Here is a 23,319-nt window from a genome sequence, read left to right as displayed (position 1 = left end):
ATACAAAATCGCACCGTATTTTTCGGTGTTTTTTGTATCAAAAGAAGCACCGCTCTTTGAAATGAGCATTAATCCTCTTATAATGTTCTCTTAGTGAAATTCATATTACTTGATAAATTAGTAAATAATATCAAAGAGGTGGTAATATGGATGACTATAAATTAAAACTTACATCTTCCGAAATAGGAACACTGTGGGGAGAGTATATAAACGGTACAATGACAGATGTGGTAAATAGATATATGCTCTCTATTATTGAGGACGGGCCAATAAAAGCCATTTTTGAGGATGCAATTACGACGTACGGGAAACAAAAAAAACAAATCGTAACTTTTATTGAGACCGAGGGTTTCCCCGTTCCAATTGGATTTACAGAATCAGACCTCTTTAAAGGTAAACAAAGATTGTTCACGGATATATTTTGCCTGAATTATTTACATGTCATGACCTTACATGGATTGTTAGGGCACAGCACCTCATTAGCTGTATCAGTTAGAAAAGATTTAAGGGAATTTTACGATTCATGCGATAACGATGCGAAAAGAATGTATCATCAAACCATTGAGTTATTGCTTGAGAAAGGAAATTTCCAGAGAGATCCTTTATTTTATCCCGCTAAAAACCCCGAATATATTACTAGCCAAGATTTCATAGATGGATTTTTCGGAAAGGGTAGAAAATTAGCTGCAACAGAAATCATAAGTATTTCTTTCAACCTTAAAAAAAGCATCATGGCAAAAACTCTTTCAATCGCTTTCAGTCAAGTCGCTCAAACAAAAGAGGTAAGAAAATTTTTAACGGATTCCGAGAAAACTGCTGATGGACAAATAAAAACATTTACAAAAATTATGCAAACAGATAACTTACCAGTACCAAAATCTTGGGAAACAGAAGTGACAACTTCAACGGAATCTCCTTTTTCTGATAAGTTAATGTTGTATCACATTGGTTTCTTGTTCCAAGCCGCCCAAAACTATCATGGGGCGGGTCTAGCATCATCCATGCGAACAGACCTTATAGCAGCTTATGAAGGCACTATTCTAAAGAATCTTATGGTAACCAAGAAATGGTATAATTTAATGGTACAAAATAAATGGCTAGAACAACCACCACTTGCTCCTAATAGAGAAGAAATTTCAAAAAAAGTGTAGTAAATTTACTTCCCAGCTTCCCAGTAGTTGAAGAAATTGTTGTCTAATATTTTTTCTTCGTCACCTTTGTATTTTAAAATATCTCCAGGCTGAAAGTCTATTGCCTTACCAAACGCCTCTAAAGTTGATAATCGAACGCTTTTTCCTTTCCATTTTTCAATAGTGAAAGGAGTACAAACATAAAAAAATCATCTAAAAAGGGATGCGAAATCGTAAGTTATTTCGGATTCTTTTTTGTTGTTTTAACGTGTTTACTCTCTTTTTTAAACATAATTCGTACAACAAATCGTAAGCATGGAATGTCCAAGCTCTTAGTTCTTAATTACACAGTTTGCCGATTAATTAATTTGACATCTATCTCTTCGTGAGAATTTTTTGTATTGTCGATTGCTTGAAGAAATAATTTTCTTCCGATTTCAACCAAAGGAATTTCGAGTGTGGTGATGTGCATAATTTTCGCTATTGGCTGGTTATCAAAACCCATTATTGCTAGTTCATCAGGTATTGAGATTCCCTTTTCCTGACTGTAGGTTATTACTCCCGCAGCAACGATGTCACTAGTAACTAGCAGTGCTGTTGGTGGGTTATCCATTTCTGTCAACTGCTGCACCACTTTTACCCCATCCTCAAATTTAAGGCATTCATAAAAAATGTAATCGGGGGCAAACGGTACATCTATCTTTTTCAAAAATTCCTTGTATGCCTTTTCCCTTTGCATACTATTGGTTCCTGATTTTCTTCCAACGCAATAGCCAATCTTTTGATGCCCTTTCTTATGTAGATATTCTAATGCATTTAAAAAGCTTTTATAATGGTCGATAAATGTTGAAGATACATTTTGACCTCTAGAATCTTCGCAAAGAACGATTGGTCCGTACTGTACATACTCGTCGATAACATCCCATCCGCAACTTCTTGAACAGATAATCAAAGCATCTATTTGTTTATGTTGTAACATCTTTAATGCTTCAACCTCTCTGACTACCTCATAATTTGTTTGGAATAGAACCAATTTGTAATTGTTCTTTACAGCTTCGTTCGCTATTCCTTCAACTAATAAACCAAAGTAAGGATGATTGATAAAAGGGATCACAACCCCTATAAGGAAAGTTTCTCCTTTGCTTAAATGAACAGCATTTAAATTTCTTTGGTAATTGGTCTCCTCTATAGCCCGTATAACAGCTTCCCTTTTTTCTTCACTGACATATGGATGATTATTTATTACACGGGAAACTGTTGTTACTGATACTCCTGCCTTCTTTGCAATATCCTTAATATTTGCCATAGTTTGAAACCCCTTATAAAAAAATGATATTTCTTCTTGATATGAAATGCGTTTCATCAATTACAATCATTTTGTACTATTCCAAGATGATAAGGAGTGGATAAAATGTTTGTTATCATAGGTATTGTGTGCTTATTGTTGTTATGTGGTTCTGTTCTGATAGTAGCATCCTTTCCAATTTTGCAGTATCAAAAAAGTAACCTTATAAAAAATAACTCCAACAAAAAAATAAAAGACTATTATAGCCATTTATTTGATGTCTATGAAGAAAGCACTAATTTAAAAAATTAATTTAATTACTGATATAAACAGGGATAGGGACTTGAGTTTTTACTCAAGACCCTTCTTGTTTAGTGTTATACATTTTAAGCATACCGTATTTCCTAAAGTCCATTAATCGCTAAATCGATGCCTTTATAGCGACTGTTTGAAACTGCCTTGAGTCCGGACCCTTTAGTTTTTCTATATTTTTAAAGCCACACTGATCCATAATTGGCATAACTTGATCGTTTAACAAATCTGTAATGCCTTCCCATTTCTTATTGTCTTCACCATCACTAAGGGTTATTATTATAGACCCTCCTGGTTTAATTACTCGGTATATTTCAGACAATGTATTTGGTAGGTCCCCCCAAAAATAAATGGATTGTATACTAAATACCTTTGAAAAAGAGTTATCTTCAAAAGGCAGATGTTTTACGTCTCCTTGTAAAAATCTTACCTTTCCATTTAGTATATCCTTTCTATTTCTTATCCTTGCTGATTGAATCACAGTTTTAGAGATATCTAATCCTACAATTTGTTTTACTTTAAATTGACCTATCACTTGTTTCACTGCATAACCTGCTCCACAGCCAAGCTCTAATATAGTATCGTCTGGTTGCGGAGACAAAAGATTAATAGTCCATAGTGTTTCAGGTTGATGCTGCTGCACCATCTTTTCTCCTATATAAAGCCCTACAAGTCCCTTCGGATTACCATATTGTTGATCAACAAAATTCTTAAATAATTTAATAAAGCTCAACGGTTTTCTCCTTTTATAATTTTGGCTCTGTTAAATTCTAATGTTAATTATTAGATAAAAAAGAAGGGAAACTCAATCTTTGTGGTTTCCCATTTCTTATTAAAATTTAATCAGTAAGAAGATTTAATTTAAGAGTTCTTTTCCAGTAATTTTGCCATTTTCAAATGTCCAAACTCGATAATTATTTCCATTTATTTCTACTACAAGTGCATATTCAGAGAACCATTCTCCCCATTGTCCAATACTATTTACAGTATCTATTTTGGTTATTTCTGGATAGTTTTGTAATACTTTTTCTCGAACAGTATTCATTTTAAATTTTGTGTATAAGTTAATTGAAACAAACATCACAACTACAATAGTAACTATTGAAAAGAACCATTTTTTCAGTAAAACCACCTCCATCTTGCTTAATTTCACCATATAATTGAGATAATACTGCTTCTTTAAATAAGCATTACACTGTAAATTTCGAAGCCCTGTCGAGCTAAAGCGGTTCCAGCATCCTTCCAGGTAATTAAGAAACCTTTATCTCTGACATGAACTTCATTGCCTCAACTATTACTTTAGTTAGCTCATCCTTTGAAAATTCTTTAATAGAAATCCAACCTCTTGGATCAACTTTTTATCCATTATTCTTAATCGTTTCTTCATTCATGTATTTCCCTAGTACATAGCCATTTCCTGTAGGATGTAATTCCCTAGCAAGTACTTTCCCTCTTTGCTTGCTTGCAGGATATTCATATACCAATCTATTATTACTTATTTCCTTTTCCTTTAATTCGAATGTATTTAAAATTGTCCTTTTTTCCACAAAAGTCAACATTTGTTTGCTCCCTCTTCCTCCAGAACATTTTTGCAAAGTGGTTGGTATATATAAATTTCTCAAGTCCCTGTTGCTTTTCCTGCATTTCCTAAAAAAAAGTCTTATCGTTATCCTTCATTGATTATCTCGCCTTATCAACAGGAAAACACTACCCATTTGATCATGAAGACCTCCATCACTGGGAGGATTTTTTTTTCAGTTTACAAAACAGTTGTCCTATTCTTTTTCTACGTCTCAAGTCTTACTAGAAAATACGCTTTTAGTACATTACAGAAAATTCCCAATAAAAGTACCATTAAATTCAGAAGGGAGGAAAAAGTTTACAGGAGGTAAATGACTACGAAACAAGTCATTCTTTTAATTTTTGTAAAGTTTGTATTAATTACAAATTTAGTCTTATTTTTGGAAAAATTTATGATACGATTTAATTTGGTATTTTCATTTTGTTCTACGGGAGGAGAAATTTACTGTGTCAACTTTCACAAAATGGGCTTTTAAAAATAAAGCTGCTGTATCACTAATAACCATATTGGTCTTAGTGATTGGCATTGTCAGCTACTTTAGACTGCCAATGGAATTTTTACCAAGTGCGGATAACCCACAAGTGAGCATCATCTCAATGGGTCAAGGCACCGACTCTAAAACAATGGAAACGGAGGTCACCAATCCTATTGAAAGAGCTCTCACAGGAATAAATGGCAAAACCTCTATAACCTCCACAACAGGTGATGGCTTTTCAAAAGTAGACTTATTCTTTGAAGCAGGCTCGGATATGAAACAGGCAAAACTAGACGTTCAAGAGGCTTTGAACAATGTTCACTTGCCAATGTACATATCAAAACCTACCGTTTCTCAGCTGAATACTTCTATGATCCCAATCGTAAACATAGCTATTACTTTTGATGATGGCCTGACGACAGAAAATATGGAATTTGCCAGAGAAACACTTCAACCAATTTATCAGGATATCAAAGGTGTCTCCAATGTCGACCTTTATGGGATTACAGATTCCGTTATTTCAGTAAAAATCGATAATGACAAACTAACAGAAAATCAAGTTCCCCTGCAATCTGTTATGGGAGTTCTCCAAGGACAAAACACTGCTTTAGCTGTTGGTGAAAAAATCATTGACGGAAAAACAAGCAATATTAAGGTGATTGGAGACTTAACAAGTTTAGAAAAATTAAAAAGCTTAACCGTAGCCCCTAATATCAAGCTCGGCGACATATCGACCATAGAGGAAACAAAAAACTCCAATTTCGTCAGTCGTTTTAACGGAAAAGAAAGCTTAGACATTAGCATCACAAAGGATAGTAACTCAAATGCAGTATCAATAAGCAAAGAAGTCGAAAAAGTAACAAAGGAACTTAATGAAAAATATGATCAACAAGAAGCCACTATTTACGTTTCATCTGCAGATATGGTGCAGACTTCTGTACAAACAATGGTAAAAGAAGTTCTTCTTGGTGCACTCTTTGCAACAATTGTGATTATGGTCTTTTTACGTAATATCCGTTCAACTTTTATTACCATAGTATCGATTCCACTCTCACTTTGTTTAACATTGTTCTTGTTATCCTGGTCTGGAGTCACATTAAATATCTTAACGCTCGGCGGGGTTGCTGTTGCGGTAGGTCGGCTAGTCGATGACAGTATTGTCGTAATCGAAAATATTTTCCGCAAAATGCAAACTGAGAAATTCTCTGTTCAAATGATCATTGATGCAACGAAACAAGTGGGCGTTGCGATTACTGCTTCTACCTTAACGACAGTAGCCGTTTTCTTACCAATGAGTTTATTAAACGGTGGGCTGCAAGAATTTCTCTTACCGTTCGCTTTAACCGTTACTTATTCCTTGCTTGCTTCCCTGCTTGTCGCATTGACGGTTGTTCCATTAATGAGTGCTGGATTACTAAAGAACACAAGGCTTCCTAAGCATAAACCAGCCGTTCGTTTTCCGAAAATAATGACTTGGTCTTTAAACCATAAATGGATTATTTTCGCCATTTCATTCCTACTTTTTGGTGGTTCCATTGCAACCTACTTTGCTATTCCAAAGGGTGCGGTTGACAATTCTTCGGCTGACTATGTAGTGGCCACTCTAAGCTACCCGAATGATACACCTATTGATGAAGTGAAGGAAAAGATGATGGAACTGGAAGATTCGATTCGTAAATGGGATGAGGTACAACATGTATTCGCACAGGTGGGATCTCCAGCAGAAGCGGCACAATATGGTTGGGTGGGATCACCAACAGAAGCATCCTTTAGCATTTTATTACATGACAAAGAAGACACAGAAGTAATATTAGATGAAATGGAAAAGAAAAAGGATCAATATCCCGACGCTACGTTAGAAGTATCTGCCGCTTCATTTATGATGGGATCAGGGAGTACAAACATTACCATTGATGTGATTGGTGAAAATATATCTGATCTTGAAAAAGTAGCAAACAATATTAAAGATAAAGTAAAAGGTATTGACGGGGTTGAGGAAGTAACAACCAATCAGGATGAAAAGAAAACCGTTTACTCTTTAACAGTTGACCCTTCTAAAGGAAATACAGAACAAGTTGCCCAACAACTCGGAGTGATGTTAAATCAAACACCAATTGGTACGGTAAGCTTGAATGACAAACAAACACCTGTCATTCTAGAACCTGTTCTTGACACAAAAACACCAAAAGATCTAGAGAATATTCCAGTGATGACTGAAACCGGTATGGTTCCCGTATCCACTATTGCAAAATTAGAAAGTGAAGAACGTTCAACAAATCAGTTTCATAAGGATGGAGAAACCTATCTCCAAGTTACTGCATCCGTAGACCCTGCAAAATTATCCGAAATCTCCACTAAAGTAAATATGGAGGTATTCGGCGATAAAAAACAGAATGAAGGAATCGATCTCCCTGATGGTGTAGAGGTTTTTGTCGGTGGTGCAAGTGCCCAGACAGCTGATGACTTTACGGATCTATTTCTCATTATGCTTGTCTCCATTGGGATTGTATTTTTAATCATGGTGATTACATTTAAGTCAATTAAAGCACCTATTGCCATCCTGTGTTCTCTTCCACTAGCTGCAATCGGAGCTATTTTAGGAATTGTCATAAGCGGAATCTCCGTTGATATCACGGCTCTCTTGGGAGCATTAATGCTTATTGGTATTGTGGTAACCAATGCCATCGTTCTCATAGACCGTGTGATTCGAAATGAACAAAAGATGAGTATACGGGATGCGCTTGTCGAAGCATCCGCAACAAGAATGCGCCCGATTTTCATGACAGCAATTGCAACGATTTGTGCGATGCTACCACTATTGTTTAAGCAAGCAGAAACTGGCAGCCTTGTATCACAAAGTCTAGCTGTCGTTGTAATAGGTGGTTTGGCAATGGCCACTCTCTTGACCTTGATTGTCATTCCTTGTATCTATGAATTATTGTATTTTAGGAAATCAAAGAAACAGAGAATGATTGAGCATGTTGAAAGTGATCTTACTATGTAATGAGAAAACGGGCCTCGGCCCGTTTTTTTATTTGTTAAAAAATTGGGATTACCGATGTGTTAAAGCTTTAGTTTACCAGGGGACTGACACCAATTTCATCAACATAATCAAATAGCAGTATACCTACATTATATTTATTGAGTATTTATTAACCTCCTTTAAATATAAGGCTCTTTTTGTAAAATTTGTTGCTCCTGTATTAAATTGTGTTCATTTTAATGGCGACTTCGAGGATGTTAGGATAATTGGAGACCATTCGAGTCCGACCTGAGGTAACTCCGTCATTCCCACTACCGTCTGATTGCGTTTTGTCGTTCATGACCCTTTTTACGTAACTTCGGACAGGTTTGTTGAAACCAAGGCAATCGAGTCCCAACCCTAAGTAACTTCTATAAAGGTGTTAATATAATTAGTAAGTAAAACAACAATCTATGCGAAAACAGCCAGAAATAATATACCCCATACTGTATAAAAAGACGATTATATATTTCTTATTAAACAAAACTGCACCGGTAGTAGAGCAAGGAAAGCGATGCTTCGATTATTAAAGCATCGACCCGTTATCATAAGATTCCAATTATTAATTGTTAAAACCGTCTAAATAATTTAATATTACTTTAAATCATATAGATTAAAGGGGGAATATTATGGATAGCCTACTTACTTACATTTCAATTGCTGCAATGATGGTTATTATACCAGGGGCAGATACTATGCTTCTTGTGAAAAATACTCTTAGCTACGGAACAAAAGCTGGAGGTTTTACGGTACTCGGAATGGCAACAGGACTTACTTTTTGGACACTTATTGCTGTTCTTGGATTAGCAGTTGTCATTGCTCAGTCAGTGGTTCTTTTCAGTACAATTAAATATTTGGGTGCCGCATACTTAATTTTTTTAGGTATAAAAAGTTTTTTTGCTAAAAGCTTTTTTTCTTTAGAAGAAATGCAACAACAAACAAATAAGCCTACAACAGAGTCTTCGAATCAACATAATAAAGAATCCTTTAAACAAGCGTTAGTTAGTAATATTCTTAATCCAAAGACGGTTTTGGTTTATATAACAGTAATGCCTCAATTTATCAATTTGAGTGGGAATGTAAATCAGCAACTTATTGTATTAGCATTAATTCTAACCTTACTCGCAATAACTTGGTTCCTATTTCTTATATATCTAATGGATTTTGCGAAAAAATGGTTAAATAATTCTAGATTTCAGAAGGTATTCCAAAAATCAACCGGATTAGTTCTGGTGGGATTTGGAATAAAAACAGCAAGTTAAATTAATTTATTAACAGTTTTAATTTGATTCTCGCCGTTCAAAAAAATGAACGGTTTTTCTTTTTTATTTCTTCTTTCCTAACCAGCTGCAATATTACAAGAAGCAACTACTCTTGTATTACAATCGCCCCCAGATAAAAAGAGAATATAGGCGAACAGAATAAGAGGTTGTTTCAAAGCTTTCTCTTTGAAACAGCCTCTTAGAATAAATAGGGTTATTTGAAAAATTTCAAAAATGATCCAACTTGTCTTAGCGTATTTATGTAATGAGAAAACGGGCCTCGGCCCGTTTTTTATTTGTGAAGCTACCTCGTAACAAAGGCTCAGGTGCTTGTTGGATCGATGTGTGATCATTCATTTTCATTTGGTTAACTTTATCCAATTCTGCAATTATTTTTGCAATTTCCCAATTATTTATCGCTGCCATTGTCAAAAATCACTTTCTCCAATATTACTGAATAAAAATGATGAATTTACACAGTAGGTACTTTATGAAATTACTCAAACGATGATACCTACAGCAAACCGACCATTTTTATCCCGTGTAATATACCATCCTCGTTGACTGATTTGGTTATATATTTGGCGGCTTTTTTGGTTAATGGCTCTGCATTTCCCATCGCGACGCTATTTGGGGTAAATGATAGCATTTCAATATCATTTAACCCATCGCCAAAAGCATAAACTTGATCCATAGAATATCCTAAATGCCTTAGGACTATCTCAATTCCTTTTGCCTTTGATCCTCCTGCTGGATCAATATCAACTGATAAAGGGTGCCAGCGGACAAATTTGAAATCTTTAAATGTCTGCTCATATAGCAACTCTTCTTGTTCTTCTATGAATAACATTGATTGAAAAATATCTCTACCTTTATAATAGTTAGGATCTAGACTCGCTTGGACTGGCAATTTTAAGGAATTAAGGCTCTCAGTAATAAAGTCATGTTGTAAAACATTAGCCTTCATCTCATATTCGTCCATATAAATAATTGGGTGGTTATGTTTTTTAGCCATACATGTAAGCAAATGCAAGGCTTCTTTATTTAATGGATTAGTATAGATAACCTCATCTTTTACCACAACCAGCTGTCCATTAAAACTAACATAGGTATGAATATCTAGTTCTTTTCGCAAGTCTTCATACATGTAGGGGGCACGCCCGGTTGCAATGGCCACTTCATGACCTCGTTCTTTTAATTGAAAAATGGCTTCCTTCGTTGTTCTCGGAACATTTTTATCTTCGTCAATAAGTGTCCCGTCAATATCAAAAAATATAATACTATTTTCCATCTCTATCACCCTCTTTTATTATCAAATAGAAAAAAGCTAGGAACAGAAAATCCTAGCTATAATAAGTTACCTTTCCGGGTTGGCTTCCTTATCTAAATAGACGAAGCAATTTTCATGTAAGTTCAAACATGAAACAGGGAATTTTTCATCTACAGTTCCTATTACAAGTGCTGCCATGGCTTCCCTTTTTACAGCTCCATTCGCAATCAGTACAACCGTTTTACTTTCTAAAACTTGCTTTAATCCAATGGTAATTCCTTGTTCTAGTTTCTTTTCCTGATTGAAGTATTTTTGTCCGACTACTTTCGTGCTATCTGACAATTTAATAACATGGGAATTAAGATCTAAACTGACAAATGGTTCGTTTAAACCAAGATGGCCGTTAACTCCCACACCAAGAAGCAACACATCAATTCCTCCATGTTCGAGTATGTAACTATCAGTTTCATCACACTCCTCTTTTAAATTTCCATTGTTTGCCTTAAAGAAGTGAATCCGGTCATGGGAAATATTAAGAGGTCTGAAAAAATGCTCAGAAACATAATGATAACAGCTTCCTACATCTTCCCACGATAAACCAACAAACTCATCTAATCCCACAAAAAAACATTGGGAAAAATCAACTTCGTTCCTTCTTGAAGCTTCCACCAAATATTTCAGTGTTCCTGTCGGCGTACTTCCTGCAGCAAGACATAACAACGATTCAGGTTTATTTTTTACTTGTTTAATAATCTTTTCAGCAGCACGTAGAGACATTATTTCATAATCATCTGCCACATCGATTTTGAAATTCACTCTATTTTGAACCATATTTTTCATTCCCCTTTAGGAAAAACTGTCATTAGAAAATGGTAAAAACATATTTATTTCCCCTATGGTTATGTTGTCATAACCAGTTAAGATATAAACTATATTAAACTCAATTGAGTTTAATATAGTTTATTGTTTAATTCAGCTGTATAGAAGAATTGATCTCCTCTAGCAATGCTTTCGGTATACTCTACCACAGACCCCTCAAAAAGGGCATGACGCACAATCTTCATGCAAGCAGTAGAGGGCTTTATTTTAAGAAGTTTTGCCTCATTTTCATTAATATTAACGGCATGAAATTGCTCTACTGCTTTTTCAACTTTTATTGAATATTTCTCCTCAAAGACCTGATACATAGATTTCTCTTTGAGTTGCTCTCGAGTAAGATCCGGAAACCACTTAACGGGCAAGTAAGAAACTTCATAGAGTAAAGGGAGCCCATCCGCCAGCCTAAGACGCTTCACTTTGAATACCTCTTCCGTTCCCTCGAACTGTAGCGCAGTCCTAATCTTTTCTTTCGATTGAACACGTTCAAATGAAAGCACTTGTGTTTCCGGATGTTTATCGCTACGGATCATTTCTTCAGTAAAGGTCCAAACCGTTAGAAGTTGCTGCCCATGTTTTTTAGAGGCAACATAGGTGCCTTTGCCGTGCTTTTTGTAAATGTAGCCTTCTTTTTCTAATTCCTGAAAAGTTTGCCTCACTGTTATTCGACTTACATCGAATTGCTCACATAATTCTCTCTCGGAAGGAAGCTTATCATGTTCACAGTACTTTCCCTCTTCAATCATGTTTAGAAGGCGTTCCATAAGCTGGATATAGAGAGGGAGAGGACTCTGCTTATCTATTCGTTGCATTTTTTTCTCCTCCTTCCTGAGAAATACTTAACCTAAATACCGTCCATAAAGGAACTATTGGTTTGAACCGGCTGAGTTTCCCGTACCTTTTCAAACTTCACAGTATATTTTTTACTTGAATCGACCAAGGAGTTGGCTAAGTCAACAATTGACATCGTTTCCTTTTGAAAAACAGCCTCGAGGATGGAACCCAGGTTACAGCCTGCAACTACCTCAAACTGGTCATTATCGTTCGATAATATAGCTGCATTTTTGTAAGGGGTCCCGCCTAGTATATCACAAATAAATAATATCTCATCGTCCCGACTAACGGATTGAATTGCTTCTTCCATTTGTTGCTTTAACCCAGCCTCATTCAACTCAGCAGGGAAATCGATGAAAATGAGATCGTCATTGGGGCCAGCCAATAATTCTAAAGAGCTTTTCAAACCGCTAGCATATTGACCATGACCGGTAATAATAAGTTTCTTCATTTTACAACACTCCTAAAGCTGAAAATAAGATGGCAATGCCAAAGGTAACAGCAATTAGTAATACAGGGCTCGCTTTCTTTTTCTTAAGGAAATAAAACATTAGTAAGGTAAAGCCTAACGGTAAGATATTTGGAAATACTTTATCAAAGAAATCTGTTTGTAGATTAACGGCATGCTCTTTATTAATTTTCACTTCAGAAAGCACCGTAATATGAACATAAGCTGCAATTAATCCACCAATAACGGTACTTCCAAGAATACTTGCAGATTTAGAAATAGACTGGGAACTAGTTTTTATTTTTTCAACAGCATTTGTTCCAAGTTCATAGCCCATGTGAGTCCACACAATCCGAAGGACAAAAATACCGATATAGACTGCCAAGAAAATGAGCGGTCCGACAATACTTCCTTGCATCGCAAAAGAGGCGGAAATACCAGCAACAATTGGAAGAATCGTAAACCAGAATATTGCGTCACCAATTCCTGCAAGCGGAGCAAACAAAGCAACCTTTAAACTTTTGATTAAATTCCGATCTTCTTTATTTTCTTCCAAGGAAAGAAGCAAACCCATTAGGAAACCTACCAGGTTTGGATGGGTGTTGATAAATTCCAAGTTATCCTCCATGGACTCAGATAATGCCTTTTTATCATCTTTATGTATTTTCTTCAATGCAGGAAGCATGGACCATAACCAGCCGCCAGCCTGCATGCGTTCATAGTTAAAGCTTGCCTGTAAAAACAAACTGCGAAATGCGAGCTTCGTAATATCCTTTTTTGTTAACACGCGTTTAGATTCCGTCACTATAATCCACTCCTCCGTCAGGTGTTGAAGGTGCAAAAGTTTGTTTCTTTTGGTTGTTAAAATAATCGTACAATGCTAGTGCTGCACCGATTACAGCCACTGGCAAAAGGTTTGAGTACGGAATAAATGATGCGAACACAAATCCAACAATGAAGAATGGCACAAGTTCTTTTTTCATCATGACACGTAATAATAAAGCGAAACCTACTGCAGGTAAGATTCCACCTGCTACACCAAAGCCATGTGTTAACCATTCGGGCATTGATTCTACCAAATTTCTCATTGGTGTTTGAGCTACATAGGCAGATAGAAAAACAACAAGACCATTTGTTGCAGCGACAATAATAAGCATTAAAATATTTAATCTAGCGAAGGCTCCCGTATTTGCTTCTTTAGCATACTTGTCTGCTTTAACCATAAATACAGAAAAAGAAGAATAGTAGAATAATAGAATATATTGCATTAAAAAGCTAAATGGCAAGGCTAAACCGATTGCCGTTTTTTCATCAACACCTGCCGTATACGCTAAAACCGGTGTCATAATACCCGCTAATACCGGGTTAGGCGGCTGTGTGCCACCTGCCGGGGTTAATCCCGCGAAGGCAAGTTCCGTTAAACCACCACAGATAATTCCTAACTTTACATCCCCTAAAATGAATCCAACAACAGTGGAAACGATAATTGGTCTAAAGATGAAGAAGCCCTCTAACCATGCATCTAAACCAACAATAATGGCTAATACAACAAGCAGTATTCCTTGAATTAACGTTATGTCGTGCATGCTCTAACCCCCTACTTAATAGTTTCTTTGATTTCACCAGGAACATCCTGGATATATACGTTCACATTCTTCGATGCAATATATTTCAATGTTTCATGATCTTTATCATCAATATAGACCTTTTTGCTAAGCTGTCTCTTACCTTGAGTGAAATGCATATTCCCTACATTGACATCTTTTAAAGGAACGCCGCCATCTAGTAATCTCTTAACTTCTTCCGGTGTACGGCAAACAATAAATATTTTCTGATGGGGTGCGGCCTTACTGATAATATTAATCGTATGTTCAATTGTAAAAAAACGGATTCCTACACCAGATGACTCAGCTGTCATACTCATTAATTGCTGTTGCAATTTATCTTTTGCTACATCGTCATCCGCAACAATTAAGAGATTTGCTCCTAAAGTAGTAGTCCATGTTACGCCAACCTGTCCGTGTACTAAACGATTATCAATTCGAGTTAATAAAATATTAGGTCCTGTCATAATGATTTTACCTCCCTGTTGTAAATTCATGATATTAAAAGGAAAAGCGTTAAACCTCCTTATAATTATTCTAATTTCAACTTTGGTAATGTTGTCATTACCAGTACATTGAAATTTTTTTGGTTATGTTGTCATAACCAGTTACTATAATGTAATTATATTCCTCAACCATCATTTTGTAAACGGTTAATTTTAGAAAATACAAATAATATAAATAAGTAGTTTGTCCAAGGCTCTTTTGCCAAATCCAATCCTTTTTCGTCAAAAAAACTAATATCAAAATAAAAATTGGGGTCCCCCGATGCGTTAAAGCTTTAGTTTACAAGGGGCTGACACACTGGCCTTCCATCGGTTTGTGCCTGTAGCACTTTCCAATTGATACAACTAGCTGAAAAACAACATGAGATTTGTTTGGGCCTATCTAAGTAAGTGGCGAACAGTGCACCGTTCGCCCGGATTTCCAAATAGCCTTTTGATAAGTTCCTTGTGTCGTCTAACATGAGATTTTTCTTCTCGTTTAAGACCTCATTATAGAGGATGCATCAACATTCTCAACTTCAATATCTTTCTTTTTTCTTTCATACTATTCCCCTTTCATCCGTACTTCTCTATTATATTTCTGTTACTTAAAGGCTTATATATGATATAAATAAATATTTTTAAACAGAAAAAGAGGCTGTTTCAAAGTTTTCTCTTTGAAACAGCCTCCTAGAATAAATATGGTTATTTGAATAATTTAAAAAATGATCCTAATTGTCTTAGCGTATTAATCCCGTTTCTAACGGTTCCCACGTGTCCCATCATCGTTTTTACTCCTTGGAATCTAGAAGTAGGTGCTTGTTGATTTTGATTTGGAACATTAAAACGACGAGGCCGTCGCCCCATTTGATTAGACGGTCCGAACCTTTGTCTATTGCCCAGAGGGAATGGTCTCCTTCCTGGGTTTGGCGGATAAAATGGCATATTTTTTCACCCCCTGTTTGCTTTTCAAATCTCTTAACGTTCTTAACTAACATATGTCCGGTACTTTCCAATTGATTAGACCTAAAGAAGGGTTGTTTAAAAATAAGCTATATACCTACCAACAGCAAACATGTAATTTGATGACATTGATCCTAAAATGACTATTTTTCCGAAGTGAGATTACTTTTTAATGTGGAAAAAGAATGGGCTAAGGGTCTTCTAACCTTTATCAAATGTTGCAAAAAAATAAAACCAATGTTATACTTCTTTCTGTGGCATCTGGTATTCCAGATACCATATTTTTTTCCGCTTTCTTAGATTTATTAACAATACTGATAATCACTTAGATCTAACTACTATTATGATAAAGGATGAAAATAGATGAGTTTCTTAAAGGCGGAACAACCTCAGTTATTTAAAGATCATGCATATAAAGAAGTTAAAAAAGGAATCATTCAACACAAAGTCGAACCTGGATCCATGTTATATGAACGTTCACTTAGTGATAGCCTTGGAATTAGTCGTACCCCATTAAAATTAGCTTTGCAACAGCTAGAACTAGAGGGGTGGATTCAATCGGTACCAAGAAAAGGAATTTTGGTCAAAACCATTAATAGACAAGATGTTGATGAAGTTTTCCAGCTGCGAAAGGCTAACGAAGTACTGGTCATCGAACTTCTGATTCCTCTTCTCGATGACGAAACAATCGATAAGATTGAGAAGATGGATAAACAACTATCCGACTTTAAGGAAGATCCTATAAAGTTTGTATACTATGATACTTCCTTTCACATGTTCCTAGCAGAGTTATGTCAAAATAATCGACTATATCAATTAATCCAAAACCTCATTGACCATTTTAATTGGTATGGATTCGCTGCATTAAAGACAGGATTAAGCTTAGATAAGGCTTATGACGAACATAAATTAATTATTGAGGGGCTAAAAGCAAGGAATTTACGCCAAACAAGGGATGCTGTTTTTAGACACCTTGATAACACATATAGCACCATAATAGCAAGTCTTAAGGAATAAAAGGAATACGAAAAGGTGAAAATCATTAGCCTATAATGATGATGTTCATTTTTTATTCAATCTTAAAAGAAGGAAGGGAAGTTGCTCCCAAAAGAGGAACAACACAGCATGAAAAAAATTCTTAATATCCTTTTGCAAATATGCATTTTGTTTATTTTTTCCTACATCGGAACCGTTATTCAAAACCTATTCCACCTAATCATTCCGGGGAGTATAATAGCCCTCCTATTACTATTCATTTGTTTATGCTTAAAAATTGTTCCAGTAAAGTATATAGAGAATGGGGCAGGCTTTCTGTTAAGTACATTAATGTTATTTTTTATTCCTTCAACAGTTGGCATCATGAACTATCCTTCCTTACTTTCTATTCAAGGTGCATTGTTCGTTGCAGCCGTTCTATTAAGCACCATCATTACCATTGCAATAGCAGGAACGGCAAGTCAATTTTTCGAGAAAAAAGCACAAGAAAGAAAGGATGATAAAGAATGCAGCACATTCTCTTCGCATTCTGCATGATTTTATTAACTGTCGTCGCTTATTTTTTGATGACTCAATTATATAAACGGTATTCTCACTCTTTATTAATTCCCGTTTTAACTGCAACTACTCTTATAATCGTTATTCTTTTAGTGTTTCATATTCCTTATAATAACTATATGATTGGGGGGCAATGGATTAGTTCCCTCCTAGGTCCATCCGTTGTAGCACTTGCTTACCCTTTGTATAAACAACGTCATTTCTTAATAAAACACTTATTCCCCATATTAGGAGGAGTTTTGATCGGTGCAATTTCTGGAATGGTCTCTGTTGGCCTCCTTGCTAAGATACTTGGGATAAATCACACATTAATTCTTTCCATTATCCCTAAATCCCTTACTACTCCTGTTGCGATAGAAGTAGCTAACGGATTGGGAGGAAATTCCTCAATGGCAATTGTTGGTGTTATGATTGCAGGGATCTTTGGTGCAATAGCAGCTCCTACTATCTTTAAGATTTTGCGAGTGCATAGCCCCATTGGTAGAGGTATCGCTCTTGGTAGTGCCTCACATGCCATGGGAACTTCTAAAGCTGCCGAATACAGTGAACTGACCTTTTCGATGAGCTCTGTTACGATGACATTGACTGCAATCATTGGTTCCTTTTTAGGATCAATCGTCGTGTGGCTACTACACATTTGAGGAATCCTCTCAAATTAAATATAGAAAAGAGTAAAGGCACAACTGGCGTTGATCCGCTAGTTGTGCCTTTTTGCTCACAAAACTTCCGATTGCCCTATGTAAGAACCGTCACATTCCGTCTATGTTGGTTGCCAGCTCAATCCCTGCACTATGGAATGATAAAACCACTAAAAACCATAAAAAGATTAATGATAAAATGCCATAGGATGGCTGGAATGGTACTTTCACTCCGAGTTGTTACAATCGCAAAGAAAACACCGCCTATTGAAAAACTGATTGCCGCAGCAAAAGGGATCCCAATCGCAATGTGATGAAGACCAAATGCAAGACTCGTTATAATAGTAGCGTAAAAAATAGATACCTCTTTCGAGAGCACTTGGAATAGTGTTCCCCTCCAGATAAGCTCCTCTAGAAAGGCATTCACAATGGAAAAAAGGAGCGCAAAAAACAGTAGGTCCTTCATTCTCCCCCAGTCACCAAATATGTATATAAGCGGTATGAAGACTGCTACATTTCCAAGTATCGAAAGTTTTAAAAACAGGCTTATTTTAGTCGAGTGGAAACCATGCGTAATAAATGGAAAGTAGATTAGATTGTTCCACTTAGGCTTTCTTAAGTTTAGTGAAATGTGCTTTCTACACAAGTAAGCTGTGATGACCAAGCTAATGATAATGAGGCTGAGTAATAGACGGTCCAATAATACAGTAAGGGCAAGGTCATCTATATTTTGATGAAAAAGGTTCCTTAAGAGCGTATACAGATAGAAACTTAGTAGAAAAGTAAAAAGGCTCAAGATGAGATATCGAACATCTTTTCGTGCAATGGCAAGTACAAGGAAGATCACTGCAATGAATAACACGAGTGGTGTACGAATACCATACGATATAAAAATCATCCCAAGTAAGTAAAGAACTCCGATAAGGATATGGATCATACTCGCTTTTGTGTTTTTCATATTGTCTCCTATTAATGAGTAGTTACGTTTGTAAGAAAATTTAAAAGTCGTGGTTTGTCTATTTTTTTTAGAAAGGAGTATCTTGTACTTTTCTAGTAATATACTAAAATCAATTTCTTTTTCATTCTTTCACTATATTTATTCTAAATTATAGTTAGGTAGTTCATTATTAGCAATATAATTTACTGTTTTTTTACATAATTCTGAAAACCGATAAATACCCGTGTTTAAAGAAATAGTCTACATATTAGAAATTAATAATAATTTACAATTATTTTACAAATTTAACCTATACTTGCTCAATATAATGATTCATTATTATTTATAGGGGGTGGTTGAAATATTCGCAGGACATTTTGGAGTTGCTGCTGCTGTGAAAAGTAAAACACCGGAACTGCCACTTTGGTCGCTAATTGTCAGCTCACAATTGCTTGATATTGTGTTTATACCGTTTAATTTAGCTGGTGTTGAGTCGATTATGTCAATTGGTGAAGGTGGCTATGGAGACGTGATAATATACGCATTCTACACTCATTCTTTCTTGGGGGCGCTGTTGCTTGCCCTTCTAGCAGCTGGTCTTGCTGGAGGATTTTGGGGTAAGAAATCAGGGGTTATTATCGGGTTTGTTGTTTTGAGCCATTGGATTTTAGATTTAATCGTTCATCGCCCAGATATGCCTATACTCCTAGGAAATGCAGGTAATTTTCCACTTCTGGGTTTCGGACTATGGGAATCTGTTTTCGCAAGCATTCTATTTGAATTACTCATTATTATCGCGGGTGCCATTTTTTATTTCAGATACGCACTTAAGTCGTCAGGTCATGATCATAGGGGAAAAGCCATTACAGCTGGATGTGCCATGACTGCATTTCTTTTTCTATCTTTTGTTCTGAATCTTTTCTCTTAAAAAAAAGGCATGATTTATCATCTGTGTCGAACAAAGACAGGTCCAAATTGAAAAAGGGGACTGTCCCAAAAGTCAATGTTGACAATGGTACAGCCCCAGTTTGTTATGGTTTATACCGTTCGTATGCTAGTATGTATCGCTCACGATGATTTTTCCTTATTACCTTCTAATGTTACCGTTTTCTTGCTCCCAATTAGATACAATAACAAAATAACAATCATAAAAGCTGCAGAATAACTAAAAGTCATGCCGTACCCAACCCTTTTTGCTAAGAATCCAAGTCCTACTGATCCAATAGCCAGACCAGAATCTATAAAAATAAGAAGCATAGAATTCGCTGTTGCTTTTTTTTCGGGTGGAACAAGAGTTAATGCCCAAGCTTGGATAATTGGATGGATTATGGCAAAAGCGATTCCGAATAATACCCCTGAAACCAAAACCATCCACATACTAGTAGAGAAGCCTAATAAGATCAATCCTCCAGCCCCTGAAATAGCGGCTGGAATAATAAGGATTCTGTGACCGAATCTATCGAAGATTTTACCAGAGAAAGTACGAACTAATACCATTGCAATCCCTTGTGCGATAAAAAACTGCGAAATCCTTCCGCCAACATTGATCTCTTTACCAAACGCCCCCATAAAATTGACAGTTCCTGCAAGTGCCATATAATTGAACGCTACCAAAATACATGGAAGAAGAACACGCTTATCGAACATGTACTTATAGAAAGGTTCTTTATTTGTCGCCTGTGGACTTTCCTTTTCTGTTTTAACCGTATTTTTTGTGAATAAACTGCACACTAATGAAAAAGTCATAAGGCCGAGAGTTAACATCATCATCGACCGGAATGAATAATGTGCAAGATAAGTAATTGCAATTAGTGGCCCCATTGTCGTCCCAACGCTTGTAGACATTGCAAAAAAAACAATGCCCTCACCTAACCGAGATTTAGGAACAATATTACTTGATATCGTAAAGACTAAAATCGTAAGCATACTAAATCCAATACCTTGTAGTGCTCTAATGAATATTAAAAATCCAATGGAGTCGTTTACAAAAGTAAGACCAATCGTACCCAAAAAATAAACGAGGGAAATAATGAGGAGCAATTTCATATTAACTTTTTGGATAATGACACTTGCAAAAAAGCGCGTAATTAGTGATGCTACCATTAAGGTCGTGGTCATGATTCCTGCAATCGCAGGATTATCACTAATAGTTGATACAAAAATTGGGAAACCTGCTGTAATCATATAAAAAGAAGCGAACATTACTAAAGACAATAATATAATAATTAAATATTGGTTTGTCCATAGTTTAACTTTCTTTTTACCCATGGTATCTAAGGCCGCCTTTCAAGGCTATTTCTAAAATAGTGATGATTTATACGTGAAAATTATAAATCATGACAAATTTATCCTTCCCTTATTTTTTAAAAAATATTTAGGCACTCTATGTATAGGTGCTTTTTGGAGTGCTTGGAGCAGAACGAGGTCAACTCCATTATCGGGATTTCTTGATGAGGCTGTCCCAAAAGTATAAATTCTAGGACAACCTCTTTTTGCTCAAAACAAAAAAGAATCGTTCCTTTTGTTATAATTTAGTCACCACAACCAATTACGAAAGGAACGATTCTAATTTAAAAATCCCATTAATAGATCAGTGGTTAATTGATCCTGATTTATTCGTTTCAATTGTTTCGATGAATTTTTCAATGGTTGAAGTTAAGTAACTATCTGCTCTTCTTATAAAAACGGTTTTAATCTTACTGTATTGATCTGGAAGTGTATGGCATTGGATGAGTCCGCTTTGTTCCATATGGGTGACGGCTGACTTTGGAACAAATGCAATACCAAGCCCCATCGCAACACTACGCAAAATTGTTTCTAACGTACCGAATTCCATTATTTTTTGAGGTGATATGTTTTGGTCTTTATACCATGCTTTAAGACGTGCTCGGTATCCACAACCTTCGCTAAAGCATAAAATAGGTTGCCCGTTCAACTCTTCTAATGTAGAGGCACACATATCTGAAATTAGGACAAGCTCCTCTTGAAACACTTCATACGACACAAGATCGGAATGAAATTCTGATTCTGTCACGAACGCCCCATCCAACTTATGATTTAATACTTCTTCCTCTAATGTTTCTGTGACTCCAGTAAATAGTGATAATTCAACATTCTTATATTTCTTAATGTAGGTGGATAATATTTTAGGTAAATGAATGACAGTTTCAACTGAGCCAATTTCTAATTTCCCATGCGGTTCTTCTTTACTTTGAACGGCCCTTTTCATTTCATCTGTTAACATTAGTATTTTTTTACTATAAGTTAATAGTCTTTTTCCTTCAGGTGTCAAACTCATACCACGCCGATGTCGGTTAAACAATGGGGTATTCATTTCCGTTTCAAGCTTCTGAATTCTAGACGTAATATTTGATTGCACATATTTAAACTCTTTTGCCACTTCTGTGATCGTTCCTTTTTCTGCCAACCTCTGAAAAATCTCTAAGTCCTTAAATTCCACTACATTATCACCCTTTAATGTACTCACTTTTCATTTTATGATATCAAAAAAAGTGATATATATCATTATAAACATTCATTTTACAAGATGGCCAAGAAGGGAGATGATAAATGTAATGATTTGGGTGAAGGAAGGTAAAAAAAATTGAAAAACAATGTATTAGTAGGAGCTATTCTATGTTTTATTGCTGCCGTTTCATGGGGAGCCATGTTCCCTGTCGCACATGCAGCTTTTAAACATATTGATCCCTTTTATTTTACAATCATTCGTTATGGAGCTGTAACACTTATCTTGATACCGATACTGCTATGGAAAGAAGGAAAGAAGGCTTTTCAATTTGAAGGAAAAGGTCTTTCGTTGTGGTTTTTCGGTACAATGGCGTTTACAGTTTATAATCTATTAATCTTCTGGGGAGAGGATTTATTAGGTAAATCTGGAGTGATGGTGGCTTCCATTATGGAATCACTTATGCCCATGATTTCTATTATTATTGGATGGATGATTCTCAAAAAGCGCCCCCAGTTTTTTACATTGCTATGTGTGCTCGTGTCATTTATAGGTGCCATGTTAGTGATTACCAAAGGTAATATTCAAGCATTTCTTGGTGCGACGGACGATTTTATACCTTCCATACTCATATTAATTGCAGTTATCGGATGGGTGATTTACACGATGGGTGGTAGTGAATTTAGCGGTTGGTCCGCCCTACGGTATTCAACATTAAGTTGTTTACTTGGAACGGTTACTGCCATAGTTATTATAGTAGGTGCTACGCTTTCTGGATTTATATCCGCCCCAGCAGTGGAAAGTATCAAAGCAGTAAAACCTCATTTATTGTTTATGATTGTTTTCCCTGGTGTGATTGCATTGCTTGGTTGGAATATCGGTGTGAGTATATTATCACCCTTAAATGGACTGTTGTTCATTAACTTTGTTCCCGTTACCACACTCTTAATTTCGATCTTTCAAGGCAATCCTGTAACCAAGTTCGATCTTCTTGGTACGGGCTTTATCATCGTTTCACTTGTGTCTAATAATATGTTTGTACGGATGCTACAAAAGAAAGAAGCCAATCAGTCTGTTCAAACCTATTTGCATGAACGAGTATCCTAACGGTCCTGTGCAAAAGAAGGTGTTAAAGAGTTGAAACCTGTTAACCGAAAAAGAGCGGGGAAATTCCAA

Annotated in this window: 24 protein-coding genes and 1 pseudogene; 8 read left to right on the top strand and 17 right to left on the bottom strand. The window is 35.9% G+C overall.

All coding sequences use genetic code 11. The features are described from left to right. Positions 1 to 146 precede the first annotated feature (146 nt). Positions 147 to 1,151, top strand: coding sequence for a DUF3231 family protein (locus NSS81_RS15490; RefSeq protein WP_342429579.1), 1,005 nt, complete (start codon positions 147 to 149; stop codon positions 1,149 to 1,151). Between the two features lie 5 nt (positions 1,152 to 1,156). Here the strand turns inward: NSS81_RS15490 and NSS81_RS15485 are convergent. From NSS81_RS15485 to NSS81_RS15465, 5 genes and pseudogenes are all read right to left on the bottom strand, one after another. Next, a pseudogene (locus tag NSS81_RS15485) lies at positions 1,157 to 1,320 on the bottom strand (helix-turn-helix domain-containing protein); the annotation flags it as partial. Positions 1,321 to 1,473: 153 nt separating this feature from the next. Continuing rightward, a complete protein-coding gene (locus NSS81_RS15480) occupies positions 1,474 to 2,436 on the bottom strand; it encodes a LacI family DNA-binding transcriptional regulator (protein WP_342429578.1) in 963 nt (320 codons plus the stop codon). A gap of 400 nt (positions 2,437 to 2,836) precedes the next feature. After that, positions 2,837 to 3,460 carry a class I SAM-dependent methyltransferase gene (locus tag NSS81_RS15475; RefSeq protein WP_342429577.1) on the bottom strand — a complete coding sequence of 208 codons (624 nt, stop codon included), beginning with the start codon at positions 3,458 to 3,460 and terminating at the stop codon, positions 2,837 to 2,839. A 123-nt stretch (positions 3,461 to 3,583) separates the two neighbouring features. Further along, a complete protein-coding gene (locus NSS81_RS15470) occupies positions 3,584 to 3,772 on the bottom strand; it encodes a hypothetical protein (protein ID WP_342429576.1) in 189 nt (62 codons plus the stop codon). Positions 3,773 to 4,085: 313 nt separating this feature from the next. Continuing rightward, on the bottom strand, positions 4,086 to 4,286 hold the full coding sequence (locus tag NSS81_RS15465; protein WP_342429575.1) for a hypothetical protein: 201 nt from the start codon (positions 4,284 to 4,286) through the stop codon (positions 4,086 to 4,088). 469 nt (positions 4,287 to 4,755) lie between these two features. Between NSS81_RS15465 and NSS81_RS15460 the strand changes: the two genes are divergently transcribed. Then, the gene (locus NSS81_RS15460; RefSeq protein ID WP_342429574.1) at positions 4,756 to 7,788 is read left to right on the top strand and encodes an efflux RND transporter permease subunit; all 3,033 of its coding nucleotides are present in this window, start codon (positions 4,756 to 4,758) and stop codon (positions 7,786 to 7,788) included. Between the two features lie 647 nt (positions 7,789 to 8,435). Beyond that, positions 8,436 to 9,068, top strand: a complete 633-nt coding sequence (locus NSS81_RS15455; RefSeq protein WP_342429573.1) for a homoserine/threonine efflux transporter — start codon at positions 8,436 to 8,438, stop codon at positions 9,066 to 9,068. Positions 9,069 to 9,326: 258 nt separating this feature from the next. On the opposite strand, the gene NSS81_RS15450 is transcribed toward NSS81_RS15455, so the two are convergent. The 9 genes from NSS81_RS15450 to NSS81_RS15410 form a co-directional block, all read right to left on the bottom strand. Further along, complete coding sequence (locus NSS81_RS15450; protein ID WP_342429572.1) at positions 9,327 to 9,500, bottom strand: hypothetical protein; 174 nt, start codon at positions 9,498 to 9,500, stop codon at positions 9,327 to 9,329. An 82-nt stretch (positions 9,501 to 9,582) separates the two neighbouring features. Next, a complete protein-coding gene (locus tag NSS81_RS15445) occupies positions 9,583 to 10,359 on the bottom strand; it encodes a Cof-type HAD-IIB family hydrolase (protein WP_342429571.1) in 777 nt (258 codons plus the stop codon). A 66-nt stretch (positions 10,360 to 10,425) separates the two neighbouring features. Then, on the bottom strand, positions 10,426 to 11,169 hold the full coding sequence (locus tag NSS81_RS15440) for a glucosamine-6-phosphate deaminase (RefSeq protein WP_342429570.1): 744 nt from the start codon (positions 11,167 to 11,169) through the stop codon (positions 10,426 to 10,428). 119 nt (positions 11,170 to 11,288) lie between these two features. Continuing rightward, positions 11,289 to 12,026 carry a GntR family transcriptional regulator gene (locus NSS81_RS15435; protein ID WP_342429569.1) on the bottom strand — a complete coding sequence of 246 codons (738 nt, stop codon included), beginning with the start codon at positions 12,024 to 12,026 and terminating at the stop codon, positions 11,289 to 11,291. Positions 12,027 to 12,058: 32 nt separating this feature from the next. Continuing rightward, positions 12,059 to 12,499 carry a PTS sugar transporter subunit IIA gene (locus tag NSS81_RS15430; protein WP_342429568.1) on the bottom strand — a complete coding sequence of 147 codons (441 nt, stop codon included), beginning with the start codon at positions 12,497 to 12,499 and terminating at the stop codon, positions 12,059 to 12,061. A 1-nt stretch (position 12,500) separates the two neighbouring features. After that, complete coding sequence (agaD, locus tag NSS81_RS15425; protein WP_342429567.1) at positions 12,501 to 13,301, bottom strand: PTS galactosamine transporter subunit IID; 801 nt, start codon at positions 13,299 to 13,301, stop codon at positions 12,501 to 12,503. Continuing rightward, positions 13,288 to 14,082: a PTS galactosamine transporter subunit IIC gene (gene agaC, locus NSS81_RS15420; protein WP_342429566.1), complete on the bottom strand. Its 795-nt coding sequence runs from the start codon at positions 14,080 to 14,082 to the stop codon at positions 13,288 to 13,290. The genes agaD and agaC overlap by 14 nt, the downstream gene beginning before the upstream one ends. 11 nt (positions 14,083 to 14,093) lie before the next feature. After that, a complete protein-coding gene (gene agaB, locus NSS81_RS15415; protein ID WP_342429565.1) occupies positions 14,094 to 14,567 on the bottom strand; it encodes a PTS galactosamine transporter subunit IIB in 474 nt (157 codons plus the stop codon). A 723-nt stretch (positions 14,568 to 15,290) separates the two neighbouring features. After that, positions 15,291 to 15,530 (bottom strand): hypothetical protein, encoded by a 240-nt coding sequence (locus NSS81_RS15410; protein ID WP_342429564.1) that lies wholly within the window; start codon positions 15,528 to 15,530, stop codon positions 15,291 to 15,293. A gap of 381 nt (positions 15,531 to 15,911) precedes the next feature. Here NSS81_RS15410 and NSS81_RS15405 point away from each other — a divergent pair, with 381 nt between their 5' ends. The 3 genes from NSS81_RS15405 (at position 15,912) to NSS81_RS15395 (ending at position 17,743) form a co-directional block, all read left to right on the top strand. After that, positions 15,912 to 16,565 (top strand): GntR family transcriptional regulator, encoded by a 654-nt coding sequence (locus NSS81_RS15405; RefSeq protein ID WP_342429563.1) that lies wholly within the window; start codon positions 15,912 to 15,914, stop codon positions 16,563 to 16,565. Positions 16,566 to 16,673: 108 nt separating this feature from the next. Further along, a complete protein-coding gene (locus NSS81_RS15400) occupies positions 16,674 to 17,081 on the top strand; it encodes a CidA/LrgA family protein (protein ID WP_342429562.1) in 408 nt (135 codons plus the stop codon). After that, positions 17,051 to 17,743, top strand: coding sequence for an LrgB family protein (locus NSS81_RS15395; RefSeq protein WP_342429561.1), 693 nt, complete (start codon positions 17,051 to 17,053; stop codon positions 17,741 to 17,743). The genes NSS81_RS15400 and NSS81_RS15395 overlap by 31 nt, the downstream gene beginning before the upstream one ends. A 148-nt stretch (positions 17,744 to 17,891) precedes the next feature. Here the strand turns inward: NSS81_RS15395 and NSS81_RS15390 are convergent, their stop codons facing one another. Next, a complete protein-coding gene (locus NSS81_RS15390) occupies positions 17,892 to 18,698 on the bottom strand; it encodes a CPBP family intramembrane glutamic endopeptidase (protein WP_342429560.1) in 807 nt (268 codons plus the stop codon). Positions 18,699 to 19,071: 373 nt separating this feature from the next. Between NSS81_RS15390 and NSS81_RS15385 the strand changes: the two genes are divergently transcribed. Continuing rightward, positions 19,072 to 19,605, top strand: a complete 534-nt coding sequence (locus NSS81_RS15385) for a permease (RefSeq protein ID WP_342429559.1) — start codon at positions 19,072 to 19,074, stop codon at positions 19,603 to 19,605. Between the two features lie 140 nt (positions 19,606 to 19,745). Here the strand turns inward: NSS81_RS15385 and NSS81_RS15380 are convergent, their stop codons facing one another. Together NSS81_RS15380 and NSS81_RS15375 are read right to left on the bottom strand one after the other, a co-directional pair. Beyond that, complete coding sequence (locus NSS81_RS15380) at positions 19,746 to 20,945, bottom strand: MFS transporter (RefSeq protein WP_342429558.1); 1,200 nt, start codon at positions 20,943 to 20,945, stop codon at positions 19,746 to 19,748. Positions 20,946 to 21,267: 322 nt separating this feature from the next. Continuing rightward, entirely contained in the window at positions 21,268 to 22,137 is an 870-nt protein-coding gene (locus NSS81_RS15375; RefSeq protein WP_342434040.1) for a LysR family transcriptional regulator, read from the bottom strand. A gap of 144 nt (positions 22,138 to 22,281) precedes the next feature. On the opposite strand from NSS81_RS15375, the gene NSS81_RS15370 reads away from it, so the two are divergent. Beyond that, positions 22,282 to 23,250 carry a DMT family transporter gene (locus NSS81_RS15370; protein WP_342429557.1) on the top strand — a complete coding sequence of 323 codons (969 nt, stop codon included), beginning with the start codon at positions 22,282 to 22,284 and terminating at the stop codon, positions 23,248 to 23,250. The last annotated feature ends 69 nt before the right edge of the window (positions 23,251 to 23,319 follow it).

Origin of the sequence: Neobacillus sp. FSL H8-0543, from assembly GCF_038592905.1 — a bacterium.
In the GTDB taxonomy this organism is placed as follows: domain Bacteria; phylum Bacillota; class Bacilli; order Bacillales; family Cytobacillaceae; genus Neobacillus.
This window is presented reverse-complemented; position numbering and strand designations above follow the sequence as displayed.

Excerpts from the sequence above, each read along its gene's own strand:
- NSS81_RS15490 (WP_342429579.1), top strand. The coding sequence starts at position 147 with ATGGATGACTATAAATTAAAACTTACATCTTCCGAAATAGGAACACTG.
- NSS81_RS15480 (WP_342429578.1), bottom strand. The coding sequence starts at position 2,436 with ATGGCAAATATTAAGGATATTGCAAAGAAGGCAGGAGTATCAGTAACA.
- NSS81_RS15470 (WP_342429576.1), bottom strand. The coding sequence starts at position 3,772 with ATGAATACTGTTCGAGAAAAAGTATTACAAAACTATCCAGAAATAACC.
- NSS81_RS15465 (WP_342429575.1), bottom strand. The coding sequence starts at position 4,286 with ATGTTGACTTTTGTGGAAAAAAGGACAATTTTAAATACATTCGAATTA.
- NSS81_RS15455 (WP_342429573.1), top strand. The coding sequence starts at position 8,436 with ATGGATAGCCTACTTACTTACATTTCAATTGCTGCAATGATGGTTATT.
- NSS81_RS15445 (WP_342429571.1), bottom strand. The coding sequence starts at position 10,359 with ATGGAAAATAGTATTATATTTTTTGATATTGACGGGACACTTATTGAC.
- NSS81_RS15440 (WP_342429570.1), bottom strand. The coding sequence starts at position 11,169 with ATGGTTCAAAATAGAGTGAATTTCAAAATCGATGTGGCAGATGATTAT.
- NSS81_RS15435 (WP_342429569.1), bottom strand. The coding sequence starts at position 12,026 with ATGCAACGAATAGATAAGCAGAGTCCTCTCCCTCTCTATATCCAGCTT.
- NSS81_RS15430 (WP_342429568.1), bottom strand. The coding sequence starts at position 12,499 with ATGAAGAAACTTATTATTACCGGTCATGGTCAATATGCTAGCGGTTTG.
- agaC (WP_342429566.1), bottom strand. The coding sequence starts at position 14,082 with ATGCACGACATAACGTTAATTCAAGGAATACTGCTTGTTGTATTAGCC.
- agaB (WP_342429565.1), bottom strand. The coding sequence starts at position 14,567 with ATGACAGGACCTAATATTTTATTAACTCGAATTGATAATCGTTTAGTA.
- NSS81_RS15410 (WP_342429564.1), bottom strand. The coding sequence starts at position 15,530 with ATGCCATTTTATCCGCCAAACCCAGGAAGGAGACCATTCCCTCTGGGC.
- NSS81_RS15405 (WP_342429563.1), top strand. The coding sequence starts at position 15,912 with ATGAGTTTCTTAAAGGCGGAACAACCTCAGTTATTTAAAGATCATGCA.
- NSS81_RS15400 (WP_342429562.1), top strand. The coding sequence starts at position 16,674 with ATGAAAAAAATTCTTAATATCCTTTTGCAAATATGCATTTTGTTTATT.
- NSS81_RS15395 (WP_342429561.1), top strand. The coding sequence starts at position 17,051 with ATGCAGCACATTCTCTTCGCATTCTGCATGATTTTATTAACTGTCGTC.
- NSS81_RS15390 (WP_342429560.1), bottom strand. The coding sequence starts at position 18,698 with ATGAAAAACACAAAAGCGAGTATGATCCATATCCTTATCGGAGTTCTT.
- NSS81_RS15380 (WP_342429558.1), bottom strand. The coding sequence starts at position 20,945 with ATGGGTAAAAAGAAAGTTAAACTATGGACAAACCAATATTTAATTATT.